At 69.9% G+C, this 20,779-nt stretch carries 21 protein-coding genes; 9 read left to right on the forward strand and 12 right to left on the reverse strand.

What is annotated here, in order from left to right; all coding sequences use genetic code 11:
* The first annotated feature begins 171 nt into the window (after positions 1-171).
* From pta to pyk, 3 genes are all read left to right on the forward strand, one after another.
* Positions 172-2,247 (forward strand): phosphate acetyltransferase, encoded by a 2,076-nt coding sequence (pta, locus tag CG723_RS25475; protein ID WP_100595811.1) that lies wholly within the window; start codon positions 172-174, stop codon positions 2,245-2,247.
* A 23-nt stretch (positions 2,248-2,270) separates the two neighbouring features.
* Positions 2,271-3,503, forward strand: coding sequence for an acetate kinase (locus CG723_RS25480; RefSeq protein WP_100595812.1), 1,233 nt, complete (start codon positions 2,271-2,273; stop codon positions 3,501-3,503).
* 74 nt (positions 3,504-3,577) lie between these two features.
* The gene (pyk, locus tag CG723_RS25485) at positions 3,578-5,008 is read left to right on the forward strand and encodes a pyruvate kinase (RefSeq protein WP_100595813.1); all 1,431 of its coding nucleotides are present in this window, start codon (positions 3,578-3,580) and stop codon (positions 5,006-5,008) included.
* Positions 5,009-5,124: 116 nt separating this feature from the next.
* Here the strand turns inward: pyk and CG723_RS25490 are convergent, their stop codons facing one another.
* The 4 genes from CG723_RS25490 to CG723_RS25505 all read right to left on the reverse strand — a co-directional run bounded on the left by CG723_RS25490 (position 5,125) and on the right by CG723_RS25505 (position 9,274).
* Positions 5,125-6,378: a hypothetical protein gene (locus CG723_RS25490; RefSeq protein WP_100595814.1), complete on the reverse strand. Its 1,254-nt coding sequence runs from the start codon at positions 6,376-6,378 to the stop codon at positions 5,125-5,127.
* Entirely contained in the window at positions 6,368-6,925 is a 558-nt protein-coding gene (locus tag CG723_RS25495) for a DUF6114 domain-containing protein (protein WP_100595815.1), read from the reverse strand. Before CG723_RS25495 ends, CG723_RS25490 begins: the two co-directional genes overlap by 11 nt.
* 136 nt (positions 6,926-7,061) lie before the next feature.
* On the reverse strand, positions 7,062-7,679 hold the full coding sequence (locus CG723_RS25500) for a DUF6230 family protein (RefSeq protein ID WP_100595816.1): 618 nt from the start codon (positions 7,677-7,679) through the stop codon (positions 7,062-7,064).
* A gap of 626 nt (positions 7,680-8,305) precedes the next feature.
* Positions 8,306-9,274 (reverse strand): tetratricopeptide repeat protein, encoded by a 969-nt coding sequence (locus tag CG723_RS25505; RefSeq protein ID WP_100595817.1) that lies wholly within the window; start codon positions 9,272-9,274, stop codon positions 8,306-8,308.
* 314 nt (positions 9,275-9,588) lie between these two features.
* Here CG723_RS25505 and CG723_RS25510 point away from each other — a divergent pair, with 314 nt between their 5' ends.
* A complete protein-coding gene (locus CG723_RS25510) occupies positions 9,589-10,215 on the forward strand; it encodes a TetR/AcrR family transcriptional regulator (RefSeq protein WP_100595980.1) in 627 nt (208 codons plus the stop codon).
* Positions 10,216-10,232: 17 nt separating this feature from the next.
* Here the strand turns inward: CG723_RS25510 and CG723_RS25515 are convergent, their stop codons facing one another.
* The 6 genes from CG723_RS25515 to CG723_RS25540 form a co-directional block, all read right to left on the reverse strand.
* Positions 10,233-11,321, reverse strand: a complete 1,089-nt coding sequence (locus CG723_RS25515; protein WP_234374513.1) for an alpha/beta fold hydrolase — start codon at positions 11,319-11,321, stop codon at positions 10,233-10,235.
* 100 nt (positions 11,322-11,421) lie between these two features.
* Positions 11,422-13,122: an acyl-CoA mutase large subunit family protein gene (locus CG723_RS25520; RefSeq protein ID WP_100595818.1), complete on the reverse strand. Its 1,701-nt coding sequence runs from the start codon at positions 13,120-13,122 to the stop codon at positions 11,422-11,424.
* 93 nt (positions 13,123-13,215) lie between these two features.
* On the reverse strand, positions 13,216-13,554 hold the full coding sequence (locus tag CG723_RS25525; protein WP_100595819.1) for a DUF3817 domain-containing protein: 339 nt from the start codon (positions 13,552-13,554) through the stop codon (positions 13,216-13,218).
* A 43-nt stretch (positions 13,555-13,597) separates the two neighbouring features.
* The gene (locus CG723_RS25530) at positions 13,598-14,107 is read right to left on the reverse strand and encodes a MarR family winged helix-turn-helix transcriptional regulator (protein WP_100595820.1); all 510 of its coding nucleotides are present in this window, start codon (positions 14,105-14,107) and stop codon (positions 13,598-13,600) included.
* A 123-nt stretch (positions 14,108-14,230) separates the two neighbouring features.
* Positions 14,231-14,527 carry an MTH1187 family thiamine-binding protein gene (locus tag CG723_RS25535; protein ID WP_100595821.1) on the reverse strand — a complete coding sequence of 99 codons (297 nt, stop codon included), beginning with the start codon at positions 14,525-14,527 and terminating at the stop codon, positions 14,231-14,233.
* Positions 14,524-14,868 carry a DUF3817 domain-containing protein gene (locus tag CG723_RS25540; RefSeq protein ID WP_100595822.1) on the reverse strand — a complete coding sequence of 115 codons (345 nt, stop codon included), beginning with the start codon at positions 14,866-14,868 and terminating at the stop codon, positions 14,524-14,526. Before CG723_RS25540 ends, CG723_RS25535 begins: the two co-directional genes overlap by 4 nt.
* Positions 14,869-15,033: 165 nt before the next feature.
* On the opposite strand from CG723_RS25540, the gene CG723_RS25545 reads away from it, so the two are divergent.
* The 4 genes from CG723_RS25545 (at position 15,034) to CG723_RS25560 (ending at position 17,687) form a co-directional block, all read left to right on the forward strand.
* Positions 15,034-15,672, forward strand: coding sequence for an AIM24 family protein (locus tag CG723_RS25545; protein WP_100595823.1), 639 nt, complete (start codon positions 15,034-15,036; stop codon positions 15,670-15,672).
* Between the two features lies 1 nt (position 15,673).
* Positions 15,674-16,324, forward strand: a complete 651-nt coding sequence (locus CG723_RS25550; RefSeq protein ID WP_100595824.1) for an AIM24 family protein — start codon at positions 15,674-15,676, stop codon at positions 16,322-16,324.
* Entirely contained in the window at positions 16,321-17,094 is a 774-nt protein-coding gene (locus CG723_RS25555; RefSeq protein ID WP_199841895.1) for an AIM24 family protein, read from the forward strand. The genes CG723_RS25550 and CG723_RS25555 overlap by 4 nt, the downstream gene beginning before the upstream one ends.
* 116 nt (positions 17,095-17,210) lie before the next feature.
* Positions 17,211-17,687, forward strand: coding sequence for a MarR family winged helix-turn-helix transcriptional regulator (locus tag CG723_RS25560; RefSeq protein ID WP_100595825.1), 477 nt, complete (start codon positions 17,211-17,213; stop codon positions 17,685-17,687).
* Positions 17,688-17,729: 42 nt separating this feature from the next.
* On the opposite strand, the gene CG723_RS25565 is transcribed toward CG723_RS25560, so the two are convergent.
* Both CG723_RS25565 and CG723_RS25570 read right to left on the reverse strand, forming a co-directional pair.
* Positions 17,730-19,190 (reverse strand): sensor histidine kinase, encoded by a 1,461-nt coding sequence (locus CG723_RS25565; RefSeq protein ID WP_100595826.1) that lies wholly within the window; start codon positions 19,188-19,190, stop codon positions 17,730-17,732.
* On the reverse strand, positions 19,187-19,852 hold the full coding sequence (locus CG723_RS25570) for a response regulator transcription factor (RefSeq protein WP_100595827.1): 666 nt from the start codon (positions 19,850-19,852) through the stop codon (positions 19,187-19,189). The genes CG723_RS25565 and CG723_RS25570 overlap by 4 nt, the downstream gene beginning before the upstream one ends.
* 140 nt (positions 19,853-19,992) lie before the next feature.
* Here CG723_RS25570 and CG723_RS25575 point away from each other — a divergent pair, with 140 nt between their 5' ends.
* Positions 19,993-20,766, forward strand: coding sequence for a PepSY domain-containing protein (locus CG723_RS25575; protein WP_100595828.1), 774 nt, complete (start codon positions 19,993-19,995; stop codon positions 20,764-20,766).
* Positions 20,767-20,779: the final 13 nt, after the last annotated feature.

Below are 20,779 nucleotides of genomic sequence, written 5' to 3' on the forward strand. Positions count from 1 at the left end.
GGGCCTTTCGACCCCCGGACCAGGGCCTTTGTCCGGCGGGCGACTTAGCTACCCCCGGAGGTATTGTCAAGGGGGCACGGCTACGACTTTCATCAGGGGCCGGTTCAGCGGCCGAATCACTGCGGCAGAGGCCCCTTCTCTGCTGCCCGTCCAGCGAAAGGGAGAGCACGCGTGACGCGCAGCGTGTACGTGACCGGGATCGACCGGGGTGACGGCCGGCAGGTCGTGGAGCTGGGAGTCATGGAGCTCCTGACCCGGCAGGTCGACCGGGTGGGCGTCTTCCGCCCGCTCGTCCACGACGGTCCCGACCGGCTCTTCGATCTGCTGCGGGCGCGCTACCGCCTCTCCCAGGACCCGGCGACGGTCTACGGCCTCGACTACCACGAGGCGTCGGCCGTGCAGGCCGAGCAGGGCACCGACGAACTGGTCTCGCGCCTCGTGGACCGCTTCCACCAGGTCGCCCGCGACTACGAGGTCGTCCTCGTCCTCGGCACGGACTTCGCCGACACACAGCTCCCCGACGAACTGGCCGTCAACGCCCGCCTCGCCAACGAGTTCGGGGCGTCCGTCATCCCGGTGGTGGGCGGCCGCAAGCAGACCCCGGAGTCCGTGCACGCCGAGACCCGCAACGCGTACCGCGCGTACGAGGTCCTCGGCTGCGACGTGCTCGCGATGGTCGTGAACCGGGTGGCGGCGCAGGACCGCGAGGAGATACGCGACCGCCTCGAGGCCCATCTCCCGGTACCCACCTACGTACTGCCGGACGAGCCCGCCCTGTCCGCGCCGACGGTCTCGCAGATCGCGCAGGCGCTCGGCGGCGAGGTGCTGCTCGGCGACGACGCGGGCCTCGCGCGCGACGCGCTCGACTTCGTGTTCGGCGGCGCGATGCTGCCGACGTTCATCAAGGCACTGACGCCGGGCTGTCTCGTCGTGACGCCCGGGGACCGCGCCGACCTCGTGGTGGGTTCGCTCGCCGCGCACAGCGCCGGCACCCCGCCGATAGCGGGCGTCCTGCTGACCCTCGACGAGCGGCCGGGCGAGGAGATCCTGACGCTCTCCGACCGCCTCGCGCCCGGCACGCCGGTGGTGGCGGTGCAGGGCGGCTCCTTCCCCACCGCGGGTGAACTGTTCTCCATGGAGGGCAAGTTGAACGCGGCGACGCCCCGCAAGGCGGAGACGGCGCTCGGCCTCTTCGAGCGGTGGGTCGACACCGCCGGCCTGCTGGAGCGCGTCTCGGCGCCGAGCAGCGACCGCGTCACCCCGATGATGTTCGAGCACAAGCTCCTGGAGCGGGCCCGCGCCGACAAGCGCCGTGTCGTGCTGCCCGAGGGCACCGAGGAGCGCGTCCTGCGCGCGGCGGACGTCCTGCTGCGCCGCGGGGTGTGCGACCTGACGCTGCTCGGCCCCGTGGAGCAGATCCGCAAGAAGGCCGCCGACCTGGGCGTCGACCTGGTCGACACACAGCTCATCGACCCGGACACGTCCGAACTGCGGGACCGGTTCGCCGCCGAGTACGCGCAGCTGCGCGCCCACAAGGGCGTCACCGTCGAGCTCGCGTACGACGTGGTGGCGGACGTCAACTACTTCGGGACGCTGATGGTGCAGGGCGGCCTGGCGGACGGCATGGTGTCGGGTTCCGTGCACTCGACGGCCGCGACGATCCGCCCCGCCTTCGAGATCATCAAGACGAAGCCGGAGGCCGACATCGTGTCGTCCGTCTTCTTCATGTGCCTCGCCGACAAGGTTCTCGTGTACGGCGACTGCGCGGTGAACCCGGACCCGGACGCGCAGCAGCTCGCCGACATCGCCGTCCAGGCGGCCGCCACCGCCGAGCAGTTCGGCGTGGACCCGCGGATCGCGATGCTGTCGTACTCGACGGGCACGTCGGGTTCGGGCGCGGACGTCGACAAGGTGCGCCGGGCCACGGAGCTGGTGCGCGAGCGGCGCACCGATCTGAAGATCGAGGGCCCCATCCAGTACGACGCGGCCGTCGAGCCGTCGGTGGCGGCGACCAAGCTGCCCGGCTCGGAGGTCGCGGGCCAGGCCAGCGTGCTGATCTTCCCCGACCTGAACACCGGCAACAACACGTACAAGGCCGTGCAGCGTTCGGCAGGCGCCATCGCCGTCGGTCCGGTCCTGCAGGGGCTGCGCAAGCCGGTCAACGACCTGTCGCGCGGCGCGCTCGTGCAGGACATCGTCAACACGGTCGCCATCACGGCGATCCAGGCCCAGACGCCGGCCTCCTGACCCCTACGAAGAGGTAAGCACCTGTGACCGCCACGCCCAGCCGAGTTCTCGTCCTCAACTCCGGTTCCTCGTCGCTGAAGTACCAGCTGCTCGACATGGAGAGCGGCGCCCGGCTGGCCGTTGGCCTTGTCGAGCGCATCGGCGAGGAGACGTCCCGCCTCAAGCACACGCCGCTGACCGGGGACGTCGGCGCGGCGCGCGAGGTGAACGGCCCGATCGCCGACCACGACGCGGCCCTGAAGGCGGTCGCCGCGGAGCTGGCCCGCGACGGGATGGGCCTGGACTCCCCCGAACTCGCCGCGATCGGTCACCGGGTGGTGCACGGCGGCATGTTCTTCACCGAGCCGACCGTCATCGACGACGCGGTCCTCGCGGAGATCGAGCGGCTGATCCCGGTCGCGCCGCTGCACAACCCGGCCAACCTCACGGGCATCCGCACCGCGATGGCGCTGCGCCCCGACCTGCCGCAGGTCGCCGTCTTCGACACGGCGTTCCACACGACCATGCCGGAGTCGGCGGCGCGCTACGCGATCGACGTGAAAACCGCCGACGAACACCGCATCCGCCGCTACGGCTTCCACGGCACCTCGCACGCGTACGTGTCCCGCAAGGCGGCCGAGCTCCTGGGCAAGGACACCGAGGAGGTCAACCTCATCGTCCTGCACCTGGGCAACGGCGCCTCGGCGTCGGCGGTGCGCGGCGGCCTGTGCGTGGACACCTCCATGGGCCTGACGCCCTTGGAGGGCCTGGTGATGGGGACGCGTTCGGGCGATGTGGACCCGGCCGTCATCTTCCATTTGATGCGGGTGGGCAACATGTCCGCCGACGAGATCGACGTACTGCTCAACAAGAAGAGCGGTCTGGTCGGTCTCTGCGGCGACAACGACATGCGGGAGATCCGCCGCCGTATCGACGAGGGCGACGAGGAGGCGCGGCTCGCCTTCGACATCTACGTCCACCGTCTGAAGAAGTACATCGGCGCGTACTACGCGGTGCTCGGCCGGGTGGATGCGGTGGTGTTCACGGCGGGGGTCGGCGAGAACGCGGCGCCGGTGCGCGAAGCTGCCGTGGCGGGCCTGGAGGAGCTGGGTCTCGCGGTCGACGGCGAGCTCAATTCCGTACGTTCCGACGAACCGCGGCTGATCTCGCCGGAGTACGCGCGGGTGGCTGTCGCAGTCGTCCCGACCGACGAGGAACTGGAGATCGCGCAGCAGACCTACGCCCTCGTGCACGACTCCGCGTCCCGCAACGACTGAGCGCACCACCGCCCATTTGTAGATTCCACCAGACGGAATATTCCGTAGCGAAACAAACCGATAGGATCGCCCCCATGCGCCGTTCCAAAATCGTCTGCACGCTGGGCCCCGCCGTCGACTCCGAAGAGCAGCTCGTTGCGCTGATCGAAGCCGGCATGAATGTGGCCCGCTTCAACTTCAGCCATGGCACGCACGCCGAGCACCAGGGGCGGTACGACCGTGTCCGGGCCGCCGCGGAGAGCACCGGCCGCGCCGTCGGCGTCCTCGCGGACCTCCAGGGCCCCAAGATCCGTCTCGAGACCTTCGCCGAAGGCCCCGTCGAGCTGGTGCGCGGTGACGAGTTCACCATCACCACCGACGATGTCCCGGGCGACAAGTCGATCTGCGGCACGACCTACAAGGGTCTGCCCGGCGATGTCTCCAAGGGCGACCAGATCCTCATCAACGACGGCAACGTCGAGCTCCGCGTCATCGAGGTCGACGGGCCGCGCGTGAAGTCGATCGTCGTCGAGGGCGGTGTCATCTCCGACCACAAGGGCATCAACCTGCCGGGCACGGCCGTGAACGTGCCCGCGCTGTCCGAGAAGGACGTCGACGACCTGCGCTTCGCCCTGCGGATGGGCTGCGACATGGTCGCCCTGTCCTTCGTGCGCGATGCCGACGACGTCCAGGACGTCCACAAGGTGATGGACGAGGAGGGCCGCCGGGTCCCCGTCATCGCCAAGGTGGAGAAGCCGCAGGCGGTCGACAACATGGAGGGCGTCGTCGCGGCGTTCGACGCCGTGATGGTGGCCCGCGGCGACCTCGCCGTCGAGTACCCGCTCGAGAAGGTCCCGATGGTGCAGAAGCGCCTCGTGGAGATGTGCCGCCGTAACGCCAAGCCGGTGATCGTCGCGACCCAGATGATGGAGTCGATGATCACCAACTCCCGCCCCACGCGCGCCGAGGCGTCCGATGTCGCCAACGCGATCCTGGACGGCGCGGACGCGGTCATGCTGTCCGCCGAGTCCTCCGTGGGCGCCTACCCGATCGAGACCGTGAAGACGATGTCGAAGATCGTCGTCGCGGCCGAGGGGGAGCTTCTGTCCAAGGGGCTCCAGCCGCTCGTGCCCGGCAAGAAGCCGCGCACGCAGGGCGGTTCGGTCGCCCGCGCCGCCTGCGAGATCGCCGACTTCCTGGGCGCCAAGGGCCTCGTGGCCTTCACCCAGTCCGGCGACACGGCCCGCCGCCTGTCCCGCTACCGCGCGGCCCAGCCGATCCTGGCCTTCACCACGGACGAGGGCACCCGTAACCAGCTGACGCTGAGCTGGGGCGTCGAGTCGCACATCGTGCCGTACGTCGACAACACCGACGCGATGGTCGACCTGGTCGACGCCGAGATGGTGAAGCTGAACCGCTTCAACGACGGCGACACCGTCATCATCACGGCCGGTTCGCCCCCCGGCGTCCCCGGCACCACCAACATGGTCCGGGTGCACCACCTGGGCGGCGGAGAGCGCGACTGACGCCTCGTCAGGCCCATCAGCCCCGTACGACACACTGAGGGCGCCACCTGAATCAGGTGGCGCCCTCAGTGGTGTGCGGCTCCCGGACTGGTCCGTGGGTGCGCGGGTCGGCAGGCTCAGCCGGTGAGGTACTGGTGGAGACCCGGCACGTGCAGGTCGCCGCCGAACTGACCGGCCTGCTTGACCTTCACGTTCGTGAAGTAGATCAGGGGGATGTTCAGCGGCGGCGGGTGCTCGGCGTCGAACGTGATCGGGATCAGCCCCAGGAGGTTGCCCGAGATCGACTCCGTGTACATGGTGGTCGTCCCGCCACGGATGGTGGACGTGGTGCCCTTGCCGGCCTGGACGTGGTACGTCTTGCCGTCCGGACCGTCGACCGTCTGGTGCAGGTCGCCGATGTCGGTGCCGTTCGAGATGACGTACTTCAGGACCTTCTTGACCGTGCCGTTGGGCGTGCGCACGTTCACGACGCCCTGGTAGTCCGCGCCCTTGAGGGTCAGCGAACTGGCCTCAAGATGCCACGAGTCGTTCGGGACCTGAGCGGGGGTCTGCTCGTTGTCCCCCTCGGCGTCCGTGGCGACCGGGCAGTTGTCCGGCACGCCGGTCTCGCCCGACGACGGCGTGGGGACCACCTTGGTGGCCTTGTCCGCGGTGTCGTCGACGGCCTTTCCGGCCTTGTCCACCGTGTCCTTGACCGCGCCCCCGGCCTTGTCCGCCGTGTCCTTGACGGGCTCGGTGACCTTGTCGACGGTGTCCTTGACGGTGCCGCCCACATCCGTGGACTTGGACGCCGAGGGGGTCGGGGTCGCCGACTCCTTCTGATCCGGCGTCAGCAGGTCCTTGAGCGCGTCGCCGACACCCAGCGGGTCGAGCGGGTTCTTGGTCTCGGAGGGCGTCGGGGTCGGCGTGGCCGTCTTGCTGCCGGCCGTGCTGTCACCCGAGGGCGTGTCCGTGGACTTGGACGCGGAGGGCGACGGGGTGGGCTCGGCCTTGTCGCCCGAGTCCTCCTTGCCGTCCGAAGCGTCCTTGCTCGCGGACGCCGAGGGCGACGGCGTCGGGGTGGGCGAGGCGGACTCGTCCCCCTTGCCGTCGGTCGCGTCCTTGCCGTCCTCGGAGGCCTTGATCGCGTCGGCGCACGCCTTGTAGTCGTCCGCCGAGAACTTGGTGGGGTTGTCCTTGGCCTGCGCGAGCGTGGGGGTCAGCCCCATGCCCATGAGCACGGCCGTCGGCATCGCCGCAATGGCAATGGCTTTGCCCGCGGGCATGTGCAGCCTGTTGAACAGCGGCTTTCTGGGGGCTGCATGCCGCGGCCCGGTTCTCTCACGGAACTCTGCCGCAGAGTTCTCGTGGCGCACCTCGTCAGCCGGCACGGTGCCTCCCGTTCGTCCCGTCGTTACCGTTGGGGCTCGTTCCTGACAGATCGTCCGACGCGCCACCGAAGGCATCGAAGGCCGCCGTCTCGCCCTTCGGGGAGTCGGCGTCGTCCGCGGACTTCACGCCGCCGGTCTCCGTCTTCGCAGCCCGCGAGGGCCCCCAGGAGATGCCGAGAGCACCGCCGAGCAGCGCCAGCAGGAAGCCGATGACAAAGCCACCGAAGTTGGAGACCACCAAGGAGACCAGGGCGAGCAGGATCGCCGCGACGCCCGCGAAGACGCGGGACATCGGCTGGAACCAGAGCGTCAGGCCGAGCACCACAAGCAGGACGCCGATGATCAGCGAACCGGCACCGGCGGTCGTCGACATCCGGATGGTCATCGAGCCGAGCGTGAGATTCGCGTACGGGAAGTACATGATCGGAATGCCGCCCAGCAGCGTCAGCAGACCACCCCAGAATGGGCGCTGACCGCGCCACCCTCGGAACGATCGGCGCGTCTGGCCGAGCCTGTCGCCCAGCCCTGCTTGCGCTTCGGCGCTCATGTCGTACAGCTCCTCGGGAATGGCGTTGTTCTGTGGTGATGGTGCGTGTCGGATACGGGCACGGGGACGTCACGGAGCTTCCCGTTCGCCCCCGCGCCCGGCCGTTCAGCGCTGCGAGTGAGCTAGACCCTGGGGCCTAGTAGCACTCGTGTGCGCCCTTCTGCACCTGCATGTGCAGGCCGGAGAGCTTGAAGGTGCCGGCCGTGGTCGCCCACGCGCGCTGCTTGACATCTTCGAAGTGCACCGAGTCGGCCTGCTGCGAGAACGAGTCCGGGACGTACTTGTCGCCCTTGGACGGACCCGGACCCTTGGTGGTCGAGTCGATTCCGACGCCGATGTCGATGTTCTTGAACGTGGCGTTGGTCGACAGGTCGTCGGCGTCGATGTAGAGCTTCTTCGCCTCGACGCGGGGGCCGCCCGCACCGCCCGCGCTGAGCTTCATCGACACGTCACCGAAGACCGGCACCGGCACGACGACCGACTGGCACAGGTTGGTGATCTTCGCCTCGTTGAGGCCGACGACGGCAACCGGGTGCGCACCCGACTTACCGCTGTCGAGCGCCCCGTACTGGACGAATCCCGTACCGTCGAGCGAGTCGGCCGTCACCTTGAACGACTGACCCGAAACACTGAACGATGCCGCAAGCGCACCCTGCGAGAGGGCGACGCCTATCACGGCTGTCGCCGCGACGCTCGGCACCATGACTACGGCGAACCGCTTCCATCTGGTTCCGCCACGAGCCACGGACTCCATGACTTTCCTCCTTCTCGGACGTACATCTCCGGCCCTGACAGCACCCCTTGGGGTGCTCAGCCGGGCAGGGATGGGAGAAGTGCTACGTCCTCGGGAAGGAGAGCGCCCGCATCGGGGGCGCGATGGCACCCGAATCACCGGCGATCACCCCCGAGCGACAACCACTGGTCGCACCTGACAGTCACGCGCAACCTGCTGGACAGGCCCTGCCGGTAAGCAGAGACCCCCCTGCCCAAGGCCGGCGGCACTGCTACCGGCCTGCTCGGTGGGGACCCTGAAACCCCGCGACCCGATTGGCTGTCGGACTGCGGGATGAGGACCGAGCGTCGCCGATCGTGGTGCATTCTCGGCTGGCGCACAAGGGGGTTCGTTACTCGCTAGTAACGGACGGATAACCGAACGGCGACCCGATGGTGTCACCCGACAACGCAGGGTGGTGTCAAGCAAGTTACCAAAGCAGAGAAAGCAGGGGCGTAACCGGACAGAAGATGGCCCCTGACTTACTCCAAGTAACAGCGGCCGCCTTTACCAAGTTTTGGTAAAGCGCGACCGCTGTGTACCCGTGGCGACAGAACTTTCACCTGGGCACCACATCGCCCGGCGTTTAGGAACTGGTCAGAAACGGCTCAGAAGAGAACCCGGGCCAGAGCCGCACGGCCCGTAGTCACGCGCGGATCGTCGGAGCCGACGACCTCGAAGAGTTCGAGCAGCCGCACGCGCGCGGCGTCCCGGTCCTCGCCCGCCGTGACCTTCACCGTGTCGACAAGTCGGCTGAACGCGTCCGCGACATGGCCTCCGACCAGGTCGAGGTCGGCCGCCGCGATCTGCGCCGCCACGTCGGAGGGCCGGTCCGCGGCGTCCTGACGGACCTTCTGCGGATCGAGATCCTGCACCCGCAGGAGCAACTCGGCCTGCCCCAGGCCCAGCTTGGCCTCGGTGTTGCCGGGGTCGTCGCTCAGCACGTTCTTGTACGCCTGGACGGCTCCGGCGAGGTCGCCGGCGTCAAGAGCCTGGACGGCGGCTTCGAGCAGAGCGTCGTAGGGGCCGGCCGGAGCCTCCACGACCGGTGCAGATCCCTCCGCATCGGCGTCGACCGTGATGCCGATCAGGCCGAAGCGCTCCTCGGCGACCTGGATCAACTGGTCGAGCGTCCCGCGGATCTGCTCGACCGGCGCGGCTCCCTGGAAGAGCGGCAGGGCCTGTCCCGCGACCACCGCGAAGACCGCCGGGATCCCCTGGACCCCGAACTGCTGCATCAGCATCTGATTGGCGTCGACATCGATCTTGGCGAGCACGAACCGGCCGTTGTACTCGGCCGCGAGGCCTTCGAGCAGCGGGCTCAGCTGCTTGCACGGCTCGCACCACTCGGCCCAGAAGTCGATGACGACGGGCACCTCGGCCGAGCGCTGGAGGACGTCGCGCTCGAAGCCGGCCTCATCGACGTCGATGACGAGGCTCGACGGGGAGACGGCCCCGCCGCCGCCCTGCCGCGCGGACTCGGCACGCGCCTGCTCCGCCTTCGCCTTGGCCTCCTGGGCCGCCTTCACCGCGGCGAGGTCGACGACTCCGCTCATGGACATGTTCCGTGGCTGCATGAGTACATCCTCCCCCTTCCGCGGTGCGTTGTGGGCCGGGACCGCCCGTCGCGGCCTCCCGCCGGACTGCGGGCGCCGCCGAGGAGGCGGTCGCGGACCTGGTCCACGGCCCCAAGAGGGGCTGTTCTGCGGCCCGAAGGGGCCTGTTCGGCGCCGGGTCCCCACCCGGTGCCTCGTGGTTGTCGCAAGGCTCACTGAGCTTTCGCTACGGGTCGTAGCGTAACTCTCGCGGGGGCCGCGTGGGGAGGGTCCCGGTGATCTTCGCTGTGGTCTGCCTCACGGCGCTATCCCTACCGGCCGGTATGGTCCTTTTCATGCAGAGCCGCATTCCCCCGCCCCTCCCGAGAACGGGCCGCCCGCGAAGTGCCACCGCCGACGCGGCGATCCTCGAGGCGACCCGTGCGGCGCTGGTGGACCTCGGCTGGTCCAAACTCACGATGGGGGACGTGGCGACGCGCGCGGGGGTCGCCAAGACGACGCTCTACCGGCGTTGGGCGAGCAAGAACGAGCTCGTCGTGGACGCGGTCGCGGTCCTCTTCGACGAGCTCGAACTCCCGGACAACGGCAGTCTCGCCGCGGACATCGGGGGTGTGGTCCTCCAGTTCGCGGCGCTCCTGAACCGCCCGGAGACCAAGACGGCGCTGATGGCGGTGGTCGCCGAGTCGACGCGTGACGAACCGCTGCGCGAGCGCATCCGCACCTCGATCGTGGACCGGCAGAAGCGCCTGGTTCTGGAGGGCCGCGCCCGCGCCCACGCGCGCGGCGAACTCCCCCTCGAGGCCGACCCGGCCGCCGCCGCCCGCACCGCCGACCTCATCTTCGACGTGGTCGCGGGAGCCGTGGTGCACCGCACGCTGGTGAGCGCGGAGCCGGTGGACGAGGAGTGGGTCGACCGGTTCACGACGCTGCTCCTGGGCGGACTCGCCTCCGTACAGGCGTAGGGTCCGCCCAGGTTCCGTCACTTCTGCCAGGCGCAACTGCCCAGCGTGGCACGCTTCCTGGCGACCTGGCGGGCCGCCTCGTCCGCGGGCAGGACGCGGGTGTGCGAGCCCCGGCAGACGACCGTGCGGTCCCCGTGTCCGGCGAGGTCCACGAGGATCTGGTCCCAGTGGCGGTACTGCACGTCGTGCGCGGAGTCGGTGTACGTGCGGACCGTGACGCGGTCCGGGGAGAACTGCCGGCGCCAGGTCGCGAGCGTGGCCGGCGGGACCGTGGTGTCCTTGTCGCCGCCGTACAGGTACACGGGCGCCGTCAGCTTCGACAGGTCGGGGCCCGGCCGCTCGCAGTACAGCCTCTGCTCGTGGACCTGCGGCGCCGGATCGGCCTGCTGGCCGCGCTGGTTGTAGGTGCGGGCGCCGTCCTCGTACGCCGTGTCCGCGAAGCCCGGGATGGACTTGACGGGGCTGTCGTCGGGGAACGCCCACCACTTGCGGGGGTCGGTGATGGAGTCCTTCAGGGCCGCGGCGAGCGCGTCGTCGGACATCGAGCAGTACGCGGGCTTCTCGCCGTACGGCGGCAGGGCGGCGGCCAGGTGCAGGGCGGAGACGCGGCCGGGCGCGCGGGCGGCGAGTTCGGCGGCGTAGGGGCCGCCTCCGGAGATCGCGACGATCCTGAACTTCTCGACGCCGAGGCGGTCGAGGACGTCGAGGGCGTCCCGCGCGAAGTCGGCCTTGCCGAGGGCGGGGTCGTACGCGGTGTCGCCGAAGCCGTTGCGCTCGACGGAGATCAGCCGCAGGCCCAGGTCCGCTCGCGTGGTGCGGAAGAAGTCGGTCATGTGGACGGCCCGCGCGCTGGTCCCGGTGCCGCCTATGTAGAGGACCGGGACGCCGTCGCGCGGGCCCGAGTCGGTGTAGTGGGCCGTACGTCCGGAGGGCAGCTTCGCGGCGCGCACGTCGGGGCCGAGCGGGTCGAAGGTGTTCTGCACCTTCGGCTCGGCCGGCGGGCTCGCGCTCACCGCCCCGGATCCGCCGAGGACCATCCCGCCGAGGAGCGCCAGGGCGGCGCATCCGACGGTGGTGGTGGTGCGGTTGAGTCCGGACAGGTGCACGGGAACTCCAGGGGCAGGCGACGATCGACGTGCCCGCGCCTACCCCGGCCGCACCGGGTGACACCTGTCAGTCCCCAGGTGCCACCGGCGCGAACTCCCGTCAGAACCCGGCGGGTTCGGTGTACACGCCCCACTCGTCGCGCAGGACCCCGCAGATCTCGCCCAGGGTGGCCTCGGCGCGTACGGCGTCGAGCATCGGCGGGATCATGTTGCCGCCGTTGCGGGCGGCCTTCAGCATGTCGTCGAGGGCGGAGCGCACGCGGGCGTCGTCCCTGGCCGCCTTGCGGACGCCGAGCTCGCGCACCTGCTCGCGCTCGACCTCGTGGCTGACGCGCAGGATCTCCAGGTCGCCGGTGACGGACCCGTGGTGCGCGTTGACGCCGACGACCCGCTTGTCGCCCTTCTCCAGCGCCTTCTGGTACTGGAACGCGGACTCGGCGATCTCGCCGGTGAACCAGCCGTCCTCGATGCCGCGCAGGATGCCCGAGGTCATGGGCCCGATGGGGTGCTGCCCGTCCGGGTGGGCGCGCAGGCCGCGCTCCTTGATCTGCTCGAAGATCTTCTCGGCGTCGGCCTCGATGCGGTCCGTGAGCTGCTCCACGAACCACGAACCGCCCAGCGGGTCCGCGACGTTGGCGACGCCGGTCTCCTCCATGAGGACCTGCTGCGTGCGCAGCGCGATCTCGGCGGCCTGCTCGGAGGGGAGCGCCAGGGTCTCGTCGAGGGCGTTCGTGTGCAGCGAGTTGGTGCCGCCGAGCACGGCCGCGAGAGCCTCGACGGCGGTCCGCACGACGTTGTTGTACGGCTGCTGCGCGGTCAGGGAGACCCCGGCGGTCTGCGTGTGGAAGCGCAGCCACTGCGCCTTGTCGGTCTTCGCCCCGTACACGTCCCGCAGCCAGCGGGCCCAGATGCGGCGCGCGGCGCGGAACTTGGCGATCTCCTCGAAGAAGTCGAGGTGTGCGTCGAAGAAGAAGGAGAGGCCGGGCGCGAAGACGTCCACGTCGAGCCCGCGCGACAGGCCGAGCTCCACATAGCCGAAGCCGTCGGCGAGCGTGTACGCCAGCTCCTGCGCGGCCGTGGAGCCGGCCTCGCGGATGTGGTACCCGGAGACCGAGAGCGGCTTGTACGCGGGGATGCCCGCCGCGCAGTGCTCCATGAGGTCGCCGATCAGGCGCAGATGTGGCTCGGGCTGGAAGAGCCACTCCTTCTGCGCGATGTACTCCTTGAAGATGTCGGTCTGGAGCGTGCCGTTGAGGACGGCAGGATCGACGCCCTGCCGCTCGGCGGCCACAAGGTACATGCAGAAGACGGGCACGGCGGGGCCCGAGATCGTCATGGACGTCGTGACGTCCCCGAGCGGGATGTCCTGGAACAGGACCTCCATGTCGGCGGCGGAGTCGATGGCGACGCCGCAGTGCCCGACCTCGCCGAGCGAGCGCGGGTCGTCGGAGTCGCGCCCCATGAGCGTCGGCATGTCGAAGGCGACGCTCAGCCCTCCCCCGCCGGCGGCGAGGATCATCTTGTAGCGCTCATTTGTCTGCTCGGCGTTCCCGAACCCGGCGAACTGGCGGATCGTCCACGTACGGCCCCGGTACCCGGTCGGGTACAGGCCGCGCGTGAACGGGTACTCGCCGGGCCATCCGATCCGCTCGAAGCCGTCATAGGTGTCCCCGGGACGTGGCCCGTAGACCGGGTCGACCGGGTCTCCCGAGAGCGTCGAGAAGTCGGCGTCCCGCTTGCGGGCGGAGTCGTACCGGGCCTGCCAGCGGCGGCGGCCCTCTTCGATGGCGTCAGCGTCCATGCTTCCCATGCCTTCAAATTTACTAGGACGTCCTAGTAAATGTCGATGGCAAACCGCCCGCACATCGTGCGGGCGGTTCAGTGGCGCGGTTCGTCAGGCCTTGGCGACGGCGGGGGCGCCGTCGGCGACCTTGGAGTCCAGCTCGCGGGAGATCTTCCGCTCGACAAAGAACGCGGCGGTGGGGATCGTGCCGGCGATCAGGACCCACAGCTGCTTGCCGACCGGCCACTTCGCCTTGGAGCCCAGGTCGAAGGCGAAGACCAGGTAGACCACGTACAGCCAGCCGTGCGCGATGGCGACGACGCGCGTGACGTCCGCCGCGCCGTCGATGCCGAGCACGTACTTGGCGATCATGCCGAGGCACAGCAGGACCAGCAGGACGCCCGTGACAAAGGCCATCACCCGGTACCGGGTCAGCACGCTTCGTTTCATGGATACGAGCGTAACGGCCCGTTTTGCGCGATCTTCGCGCGGGTCAGCCCTCGTCGAAGTCGTGCGCGGCGACCCGCAGCGGCCGCAGCATCGCGAAGATCTCGCCGCACTCCTCGGCGTCGTACGCCCCGAGCCCGAAGTCCATCGCCATCAGGTCGCGGGTGGCGGCGTCGCAGACCTCGCGGCCCTTGGCCGTGATGGAGGCGAGCGTTCCGCGGCCGTCGTTCGGGTTGGGCCGCTTGTCGACGAGCCCGGACCGCACGAGGCGGTCGACGGTGTTCGTCACCGAGGTCGGGTGCACCATGAGCCGCTCGCCGATCTTCGACATCGGCAGCTCGCCGGCCTTGGAGAAGGTGAGCAGCACCAGCGCCTCGTAGCGCGCGAAGGTCAGTCCGTACGGCTTCACGACCGCGTCGACCTCGGCCAGGAGGATCTGGTGCGCGCGCATGATCGAGGTGATCGCGCCCATGGACGGCACTGATCCCCAGCGCTGCTTCCAGAGTTCGTCTGCGCGGGCGATGGGATCGAAGGCAAGGCTGAGCGGCTTCGGCACGCCCAAGACCTTACCGGCCGGTCATATGCTGGTCAGCCCCGTCTCGCCCTTCGGTCCCGGCCCACGCGAAAGCCCCGGCCCGCCCGGGCCGGGGCTTTCCACGGAAGACGGTTCGCAGGGGTGTCACTCCCCCGCGAGGTGCCGCTCCACCGTCGCGACCTTCGACGTCATGCCGTCCGTCACACCGGGGCGGATGTCCGCCTTGAGGACGAGCGATACGCGCGGGGCCCGCGCCTCGACGGCGGCGACGGCGCGCTTCACTACGTCCATCACCTCGTCCCACTCGCCCTCGATGGACGTGAACATGGCGTCGGTGCGGTTCGGGAGCCCGGATTCGCGCACGACGCGGACGGCGTCGGCCACGTACTCGCCGACGTCCTCGCCGACGCCGAGCGGGGAGACCGAGAAGGCGACGATCATGCGTTCACGGCCTTCTCCTGGCGGGCGCGGGACGCGATGACCGCGGCCTCCGCCTCACGCTTCAGCTTGCGCTCGGCGAAGAAGCCGCCGGTCGGCAGGACGGAGAGGACGAAGTAGAGGGCGCCGGTCTTGAAGCCCCACTTCGTACGGTTCCACGCGTCGAGCCAGAAGAGCACGTAGAGGATGAACAGGACGCCGTGCACCATGCCCATCACCGGGACGGCGTCGAACTCCGTGGTCCGCTTCAGCACCGAGCAGACGAGGAGCAGCAGGAAGGAGACCGCCTCGGGGGCGGAGACCAGGCGGAGTCGGCGGAGTGCGGAGGCGGTCTTGATGTCCACGGGGCACCTTCGGCAGAAGCGGTGAGGGGGCGGGGCGTTCGATCTTGTGAACGCAAGCACAAGCGCTGCCCATTGTGGCATCGGGGATGCCCCGGGGTTCGCTCAGGGTTCGTTCAGGGCCGGGACCCCTGTCCCAGGGGGCATCTCGCCCATTACCGTCACATCGTGGCTACGTTCCGACTTCAAGGCAGCAGAGTGCTCGCCGTCGACATGACGGGCGACAGCGTCAAGGCGAAGAACGGCTCGATGGTCGCGTACGACGGCCGGATGGCGTTCAAGAAGATGACGGGCGGCGGCGAGGGCGTCCGCGGGATGGTGACCCGCCGCCTGACCGGCGAGGAGATGACCGTGATGGAGGTGAAGGGGCAGGGCACGTGCTGGTTCGCGGACCGGGCCGGCGAGATCAGCGTCGTGAACCTGCGGGGCGACAAGCTCTTCGTCGAGTCGAGCAATCTGCTCTGCACGGACGCGGGCCTGCGCACCGGCACGTCCTTCACCGGCGTGCGCGGCGCCTCCCAGGGCAACGGCCTGTTCACGACGATCGTCGAGGGCCACGGCCAGGCGGCGATCATGAGCGAGGGCCCCGCCGTCGTGCTCCGCGTCAGCCGCGACCACCCCCTCACCGTCGACCCGGGCGCGTATGTCGCACATCAGGGGAATGTGCGGCAGTCCTTCCAGTCGGGCGTCACGTTCCGCACGTTCATGGGAGAGGGCGGCGGCGAGGCCTTCCAGATCCGCTTCGAGGGCGACGGCCTGGTCTACGTACAGCCCAGTGAGCGCAACACGATCGCGGGGGATGTGTGAGATGCCCTTCCGTGAGATCAACTCGAAGATGGTCGAGGCGACGGTCGTCCCCGGCCGACGGATCTACAGCCAGCGCGGCGCGATGCTCGCCTACAAGGGGGACGTGACCTTCACGCCCAGCATCCAGGGCGGCCAGGGCGGGGTGATGTCGATGCTCGGGCGCCGCGTGGCGAACGAGGCGACGCCGCTGATGACCGTGGACGGCAGCGGCACCGTCCTCTTCGGGCACGGCGGCCATCACGTCCAGGTGATAGCCCTCTCCGGAGACACCCTCTATGTGGAGGCGGACCGGCTGCTCGCCTTCGACGGGAGTCTTCAGCAGGGCACGATGTTCATGGGCTCGCAGGGCGGCGTCATGGGGATGGTGCGCGGCCAGGTCACCGGACAGGGCCTGTTCACCACGACCCTCAAGGGACACGGCGCGGTCGCCGTCATGGCGCACGGCGGCGTCATCGAGCTGCCGATCACCCCGGGCCGCCCCGTCCATGTCGACCCGCAGGCGTACGTCGCGCACCACGGCGACGTACGGAACAAGCTGTCCACGGCCCTCGGCTGGCGCGACATGGTGGGGCGCGGCTCCGGCGAGGCGTTCCAGCTGGAGCTCAGCGGCAGCGGCGCGGTGTACGTCCAGGCCTCGGAGGAGAAGCTGTGAGCACCCCGGTGATCTTCGACCCGGCCACCCTGCCGGCCGACGACAACGTGAACGCGTACACGTTCTGTGTGGAGCTCAAGGGCAGCAGCTGGTTCCTGCAGAAGGGCAAGATGATCGCCTACTACGGGCGCATCGACTTCAACGGGATCGGGCACGGCCGCCTGGACCGCCTCGTGCGGACGTCCTTCCACTCCCCGCTGCACGCGAGCGACTGGGTCGTGGCGGAGGGTTCAGGCAAGATACTGCTCGCCGACCGGGCCTTCGACGTGAATTCGTACGACCTGGAGAACGGGAACCTGACGATCCGCTCGGGCAACCTGCTCGCTTTTCAGCCAACTCTCGCGCTGAAGCAGTCGATCGTTCCCGGCTTTCTGACACTCATTGGCACGGGCAAATTCGTGGCGGCCTCGAGCGGCCCGGTGGTCTTCATGGAGCCGCCCATCCGCGTCGATCCACAGGCGCTGGTCGGCTGGGCTGACTGCCCGTCACCTTGCCACCACTACGACCACTCCTATCTGACGGGCGTGATCGGCGGTCTACGTGCGATGACGGGCGTCGGAGGCGTCTCCGGGGAGGAGCACCAGTTCGAGTTCGTGGGCGCCGGAACGGTATTGCTGCAGTCCACGGAGACGTTGATGGCCGAACAGGCGACGGGCGCGGCGCCGCAGCAGGCGGGCGTACCGGGCGGTCATGGGGCACCCGGACAGCAGCCGGGGGTACCGCGTCTTCCCGGACAGCTCGGCGACCTCCAGCGTCGCTTCGGACTGTGAGCGGTAATCTGCGGAGTGTGACGTCGAACGCGTGACCCCTTTGCGTCACGAGGGGGTGGGAGGCGTCACACTCCCCACTTTCGTTCGCATTTCAACTTCTTAGGTAGAATCAATACATGGAGACCGAGACTGCCACACGCTGGCTGACCGACGAGGAACAGTGCGCCTGGCGCACGCACGTAGAGGTCAACAGAATGCTGACTTACCAGCTCGAGAAGGACCTCCAGCCGTTCGGCCTGACGATGAACGACTACGACATCCTCGTGCATCTCTCCGAGACGGACGACCACCGGATGCGCATGAGCGATCTCGCGACCGCCACCCTGCAGTCCAAGAGCCGGCTCTCCCACCAGATCACCCGCATGGAGAACGCCGGACTCGTCCGCCGCGAGAACTGCGAGTCCGACCGCCGCGGCCTCTACACCGTCCTGACCGAGGACGGCATGGCGACCATGAAGAAGGTCGCCCCTCACCATGTGGCGTCCGTGCGGCGGCACTTCGTGGACCTGATCCCCTCCGAGGAGCTCGACGCCCTCCACAAGGCCCTGACCCCGATCGCCGAACACCTGCGTTCGCAGCGCGGCAAACCGTGACCATTGCGAACGGGGAACGCCGACCTTCCCCGTTCGCCGGCCTCAGGCCCCCGGCGCCACCGGCAGTCTGAGTTCGAAGAGCGCTCCGCCCGCGGGCGACGAGCGGACCGTCAGGGCGCCGCCGTGCCGCACGGCGACGTCCCTGGCGATGGCGAGTCCCAGACCCGCCCCGCCGTCGTCCCGGGCCCGCGCGTCGTCCAGGCGCACAAACCTCTCGAAGATGCGCTCCCGCTCCGCCTCCGGCACGCCCGCGCCGTCGTCGCCGACCTCGACGACCGCCCACGGCCCCTCGGCCCGTACGGCGATGTCCACGCGGGACCGCGCGTGACGCTGCGCGTTGTCAAGGAGGTTCCCGACCACCCGCGCCAGCTGGCTGCGCGAGCCCGCGACTTCGACGGGTTCGAGGCGCGTGCGAACCGCGACGCGGCCCGGCGGGCGCTGCGACAGCTCCTCGCCGGCCAGCGCGGCCAGATCGACCCGCGCCTCCCCCGGCCGCTCCCCCGCGTCGAGCCGGGCGAGCAGCAGAAGCCCCGCGGCGAGTTCCTGGAGCCGCACCGTGTCGGCCACCGCCCCGTCCACGTCGAGCAGTTCGGGGTGGGCGGCGCCCACTTCGAGCTGGGTGCGCAGCGACGCGATGGGGCTGCGCAGCTCGTGCGAGGCATCGGCGACGAACCGGCGCTGGCGCTCCACGGACGTCTCCAGCGCGGCGAGCGTCTCATTCGTCGTCCGCGCGAGGCGCGCCACCTCGTCGTGCGTGCCCGGCTCCGGCACCCGGCGCGCCAGGTCCTGCGACGCCGTGATCGCGGACATCTCCCTCCGGATGCCCTCGACGGGGCGCAGCGCCCTGCGGGTCACCAGCCAGGTGACCGCGGCGACGACACCGAGCAGCACCGGGAAGCCGATCAGCATGACGGTCAGCGCGGTGCCGACGGCGCTCTGTTCGGCGGACAGCGAGGCACCCGCGTACACGGTGAGGTCGCCCTGCCGGGTCTTCTTCACCTCCAGGGAGGCGAACCGGTAGTCCCGGGTCTCCCCGTCGACGGTGGCCGATCCCTCGCTCCGCTCGGCGTCGTCGGCGATCTCCCCGTACGCGTACGAGTCGTCCTCGCCGCCCTTGCCCCCATGGCGGTCGGAGCCGCCGTCGTCGTCATCGCCACCGTCGTCGTCGACCGGCGGGGTCACCGGCCTGACGGCGGGCGAGCCGGTCCCGCTGATCCGCTCCAGGTCCTCACTGGCCGCCAGGAGCCGGCCGTCGCCGTCGACGACCTGGACCGGGGTGTCGTCGCCGTCCGGGAGGTCGAGGCCGTTGGGCGCGGTGCCCGTCGCGATCGACACGGCGACCTTGCGGGCGGAGGACTCCGCCTCGCTCGACGCCTGGTCGGTGAGGTTGGACCGCAGCGCGAGCAGCACGGAGGCGCCGGCGGCGAGGAGCGCCACGGCGACGACGAGGGTCGCGCCGAGCGTGGCTCTGGCCCGTACGGAACCGAACAGCCGTCGCCTCATCGCGGCGCCTCCAGGCGGTAGCCCGCGCCGCGCACCGTCCTGATCAGCCCCGCGCCGAGCTTCTTGCGCAGGGTGCTGACGTACACCTCGACGATGTTCGGGTCGCCCTCGTAAGCGAAGTCCCAGACGTGCTCCAGGATCTCCGCCTTCGAGACGACCTCGCCGGGCCGCACCACCAGCTGCTCCAGGACCGCGAACTCCTTTGTCGTGAGCGGCACTTCGGTCTCGCCGTGCAGGACGCGGCGCGCACCGGTGTCGACCCGCAAGGGGCCGAGCGTGTGGACGGACGAGCCGCCGCCGGAGCCGCGCCGCCGCAGGAGCGCCTTCACGCGCGCGACGAGCACGACGTACGAGAACGGCTTGGTGAGGTAGTCGTCGGCGCCGGTGTCGAGCCCCTCCGCCTCGTCGTACTCGCCGTCCTTGGCGGTGAGCATGAGGATCGGCACGTCGTGGCCTGCGGCGCGCAGGGCGGCGCAGACTCGGTAGCCGTTCATGCCCGGCAGCATGATGTCGAGAACGACCAGGTCGTACGCGCCCTCGCCCGCCCGGTGAAGCCCTTCGAGGCCGTCGTGGACGACGTCGACGGCGAACCCCTCGGCGGTCAGGCCCCGGGCGAGGGAGAGGGCCAGACGCTTTTCGTCTTCCACGATGAGCAGGCGCATGGGGGCAAGGGTCGCAAACGGAACCTGAAGAAGTCTTCAGGGTCCTTCAGCGGGGCTTCAGCCTCCGTCGGCCACTGTGGTCCTCGTCGAAGCGCACCGGATGTCCGGTGGGCCGGGAATCGTCTCGGGGAGGATCCCTCATGAAGCGCAACATCGTGATCGCCACCATCGCCGCCGTGGCCCTGATCGGCGGCGGCACCGCGACCGCCGTCGCGGTCTCGGGCGGCGACGACAGCACGGCGGCGGGCACGTCGACCGCGTCGCGGGGTACGGGGTCGACGGGGTCGGCGGCCGGGCACGACGACGACCGCGCGGAGCACGTGACCGAGCTGAAGACCGCGAAGGTGACGGCTTCGGACGCCATCGCCGCCGCCCTCAAGTCGGTGCCCGGCACGGCGGTCTCCGCCGAGCTGGACGACGAGAACGACCGGGTGGTCTGGGAGGTCGAGGTCCTGAACGGCACGACGTGGCACGACGTCCTCGTCGACCCCGCCTCGGGCAAGGTCACCGGCTCGCACACCTCACGCCACGACGACACGGCCCGCGTCACCGCCGTCCTGAAGGACGCGAAGACCACGGCGCAGGACGCGGCAAGGGCCGCCGCCGTGAAGGGGACGGTCACCGAGATCGACCTCGACGACGACGGCACGGCCCACGCCTGGGAGGCCGAGACCACGGCGGCGAACGGCACCGACGCCGACTGGCGCGTCGACCTCCGGTCCGGCGCGGTGACCCCGGACCGCTCGTCCCACGACGACGGGGACGACGACCACGCGACGCGCGCCCCGCACGACGCGGGCGACGACCACGGCCACGACAACACCGCCACACACGACGCCGGTGACGACCACGGCAACCACGGCCGGGGTCACGACTCCGACGACGACCACGGCCACCACGGCGACGACGACTGAGGTCCGTCGCCGA

The sequence above is a fragment of the Streptomyces sp. CB01635 genome, assembly GCF_002803065.1.
Lineage (GTDB): Bacteria > Actinomycetota > Actinomycetes > Streptomycetales > Streptomycetaceae > Streptomyces.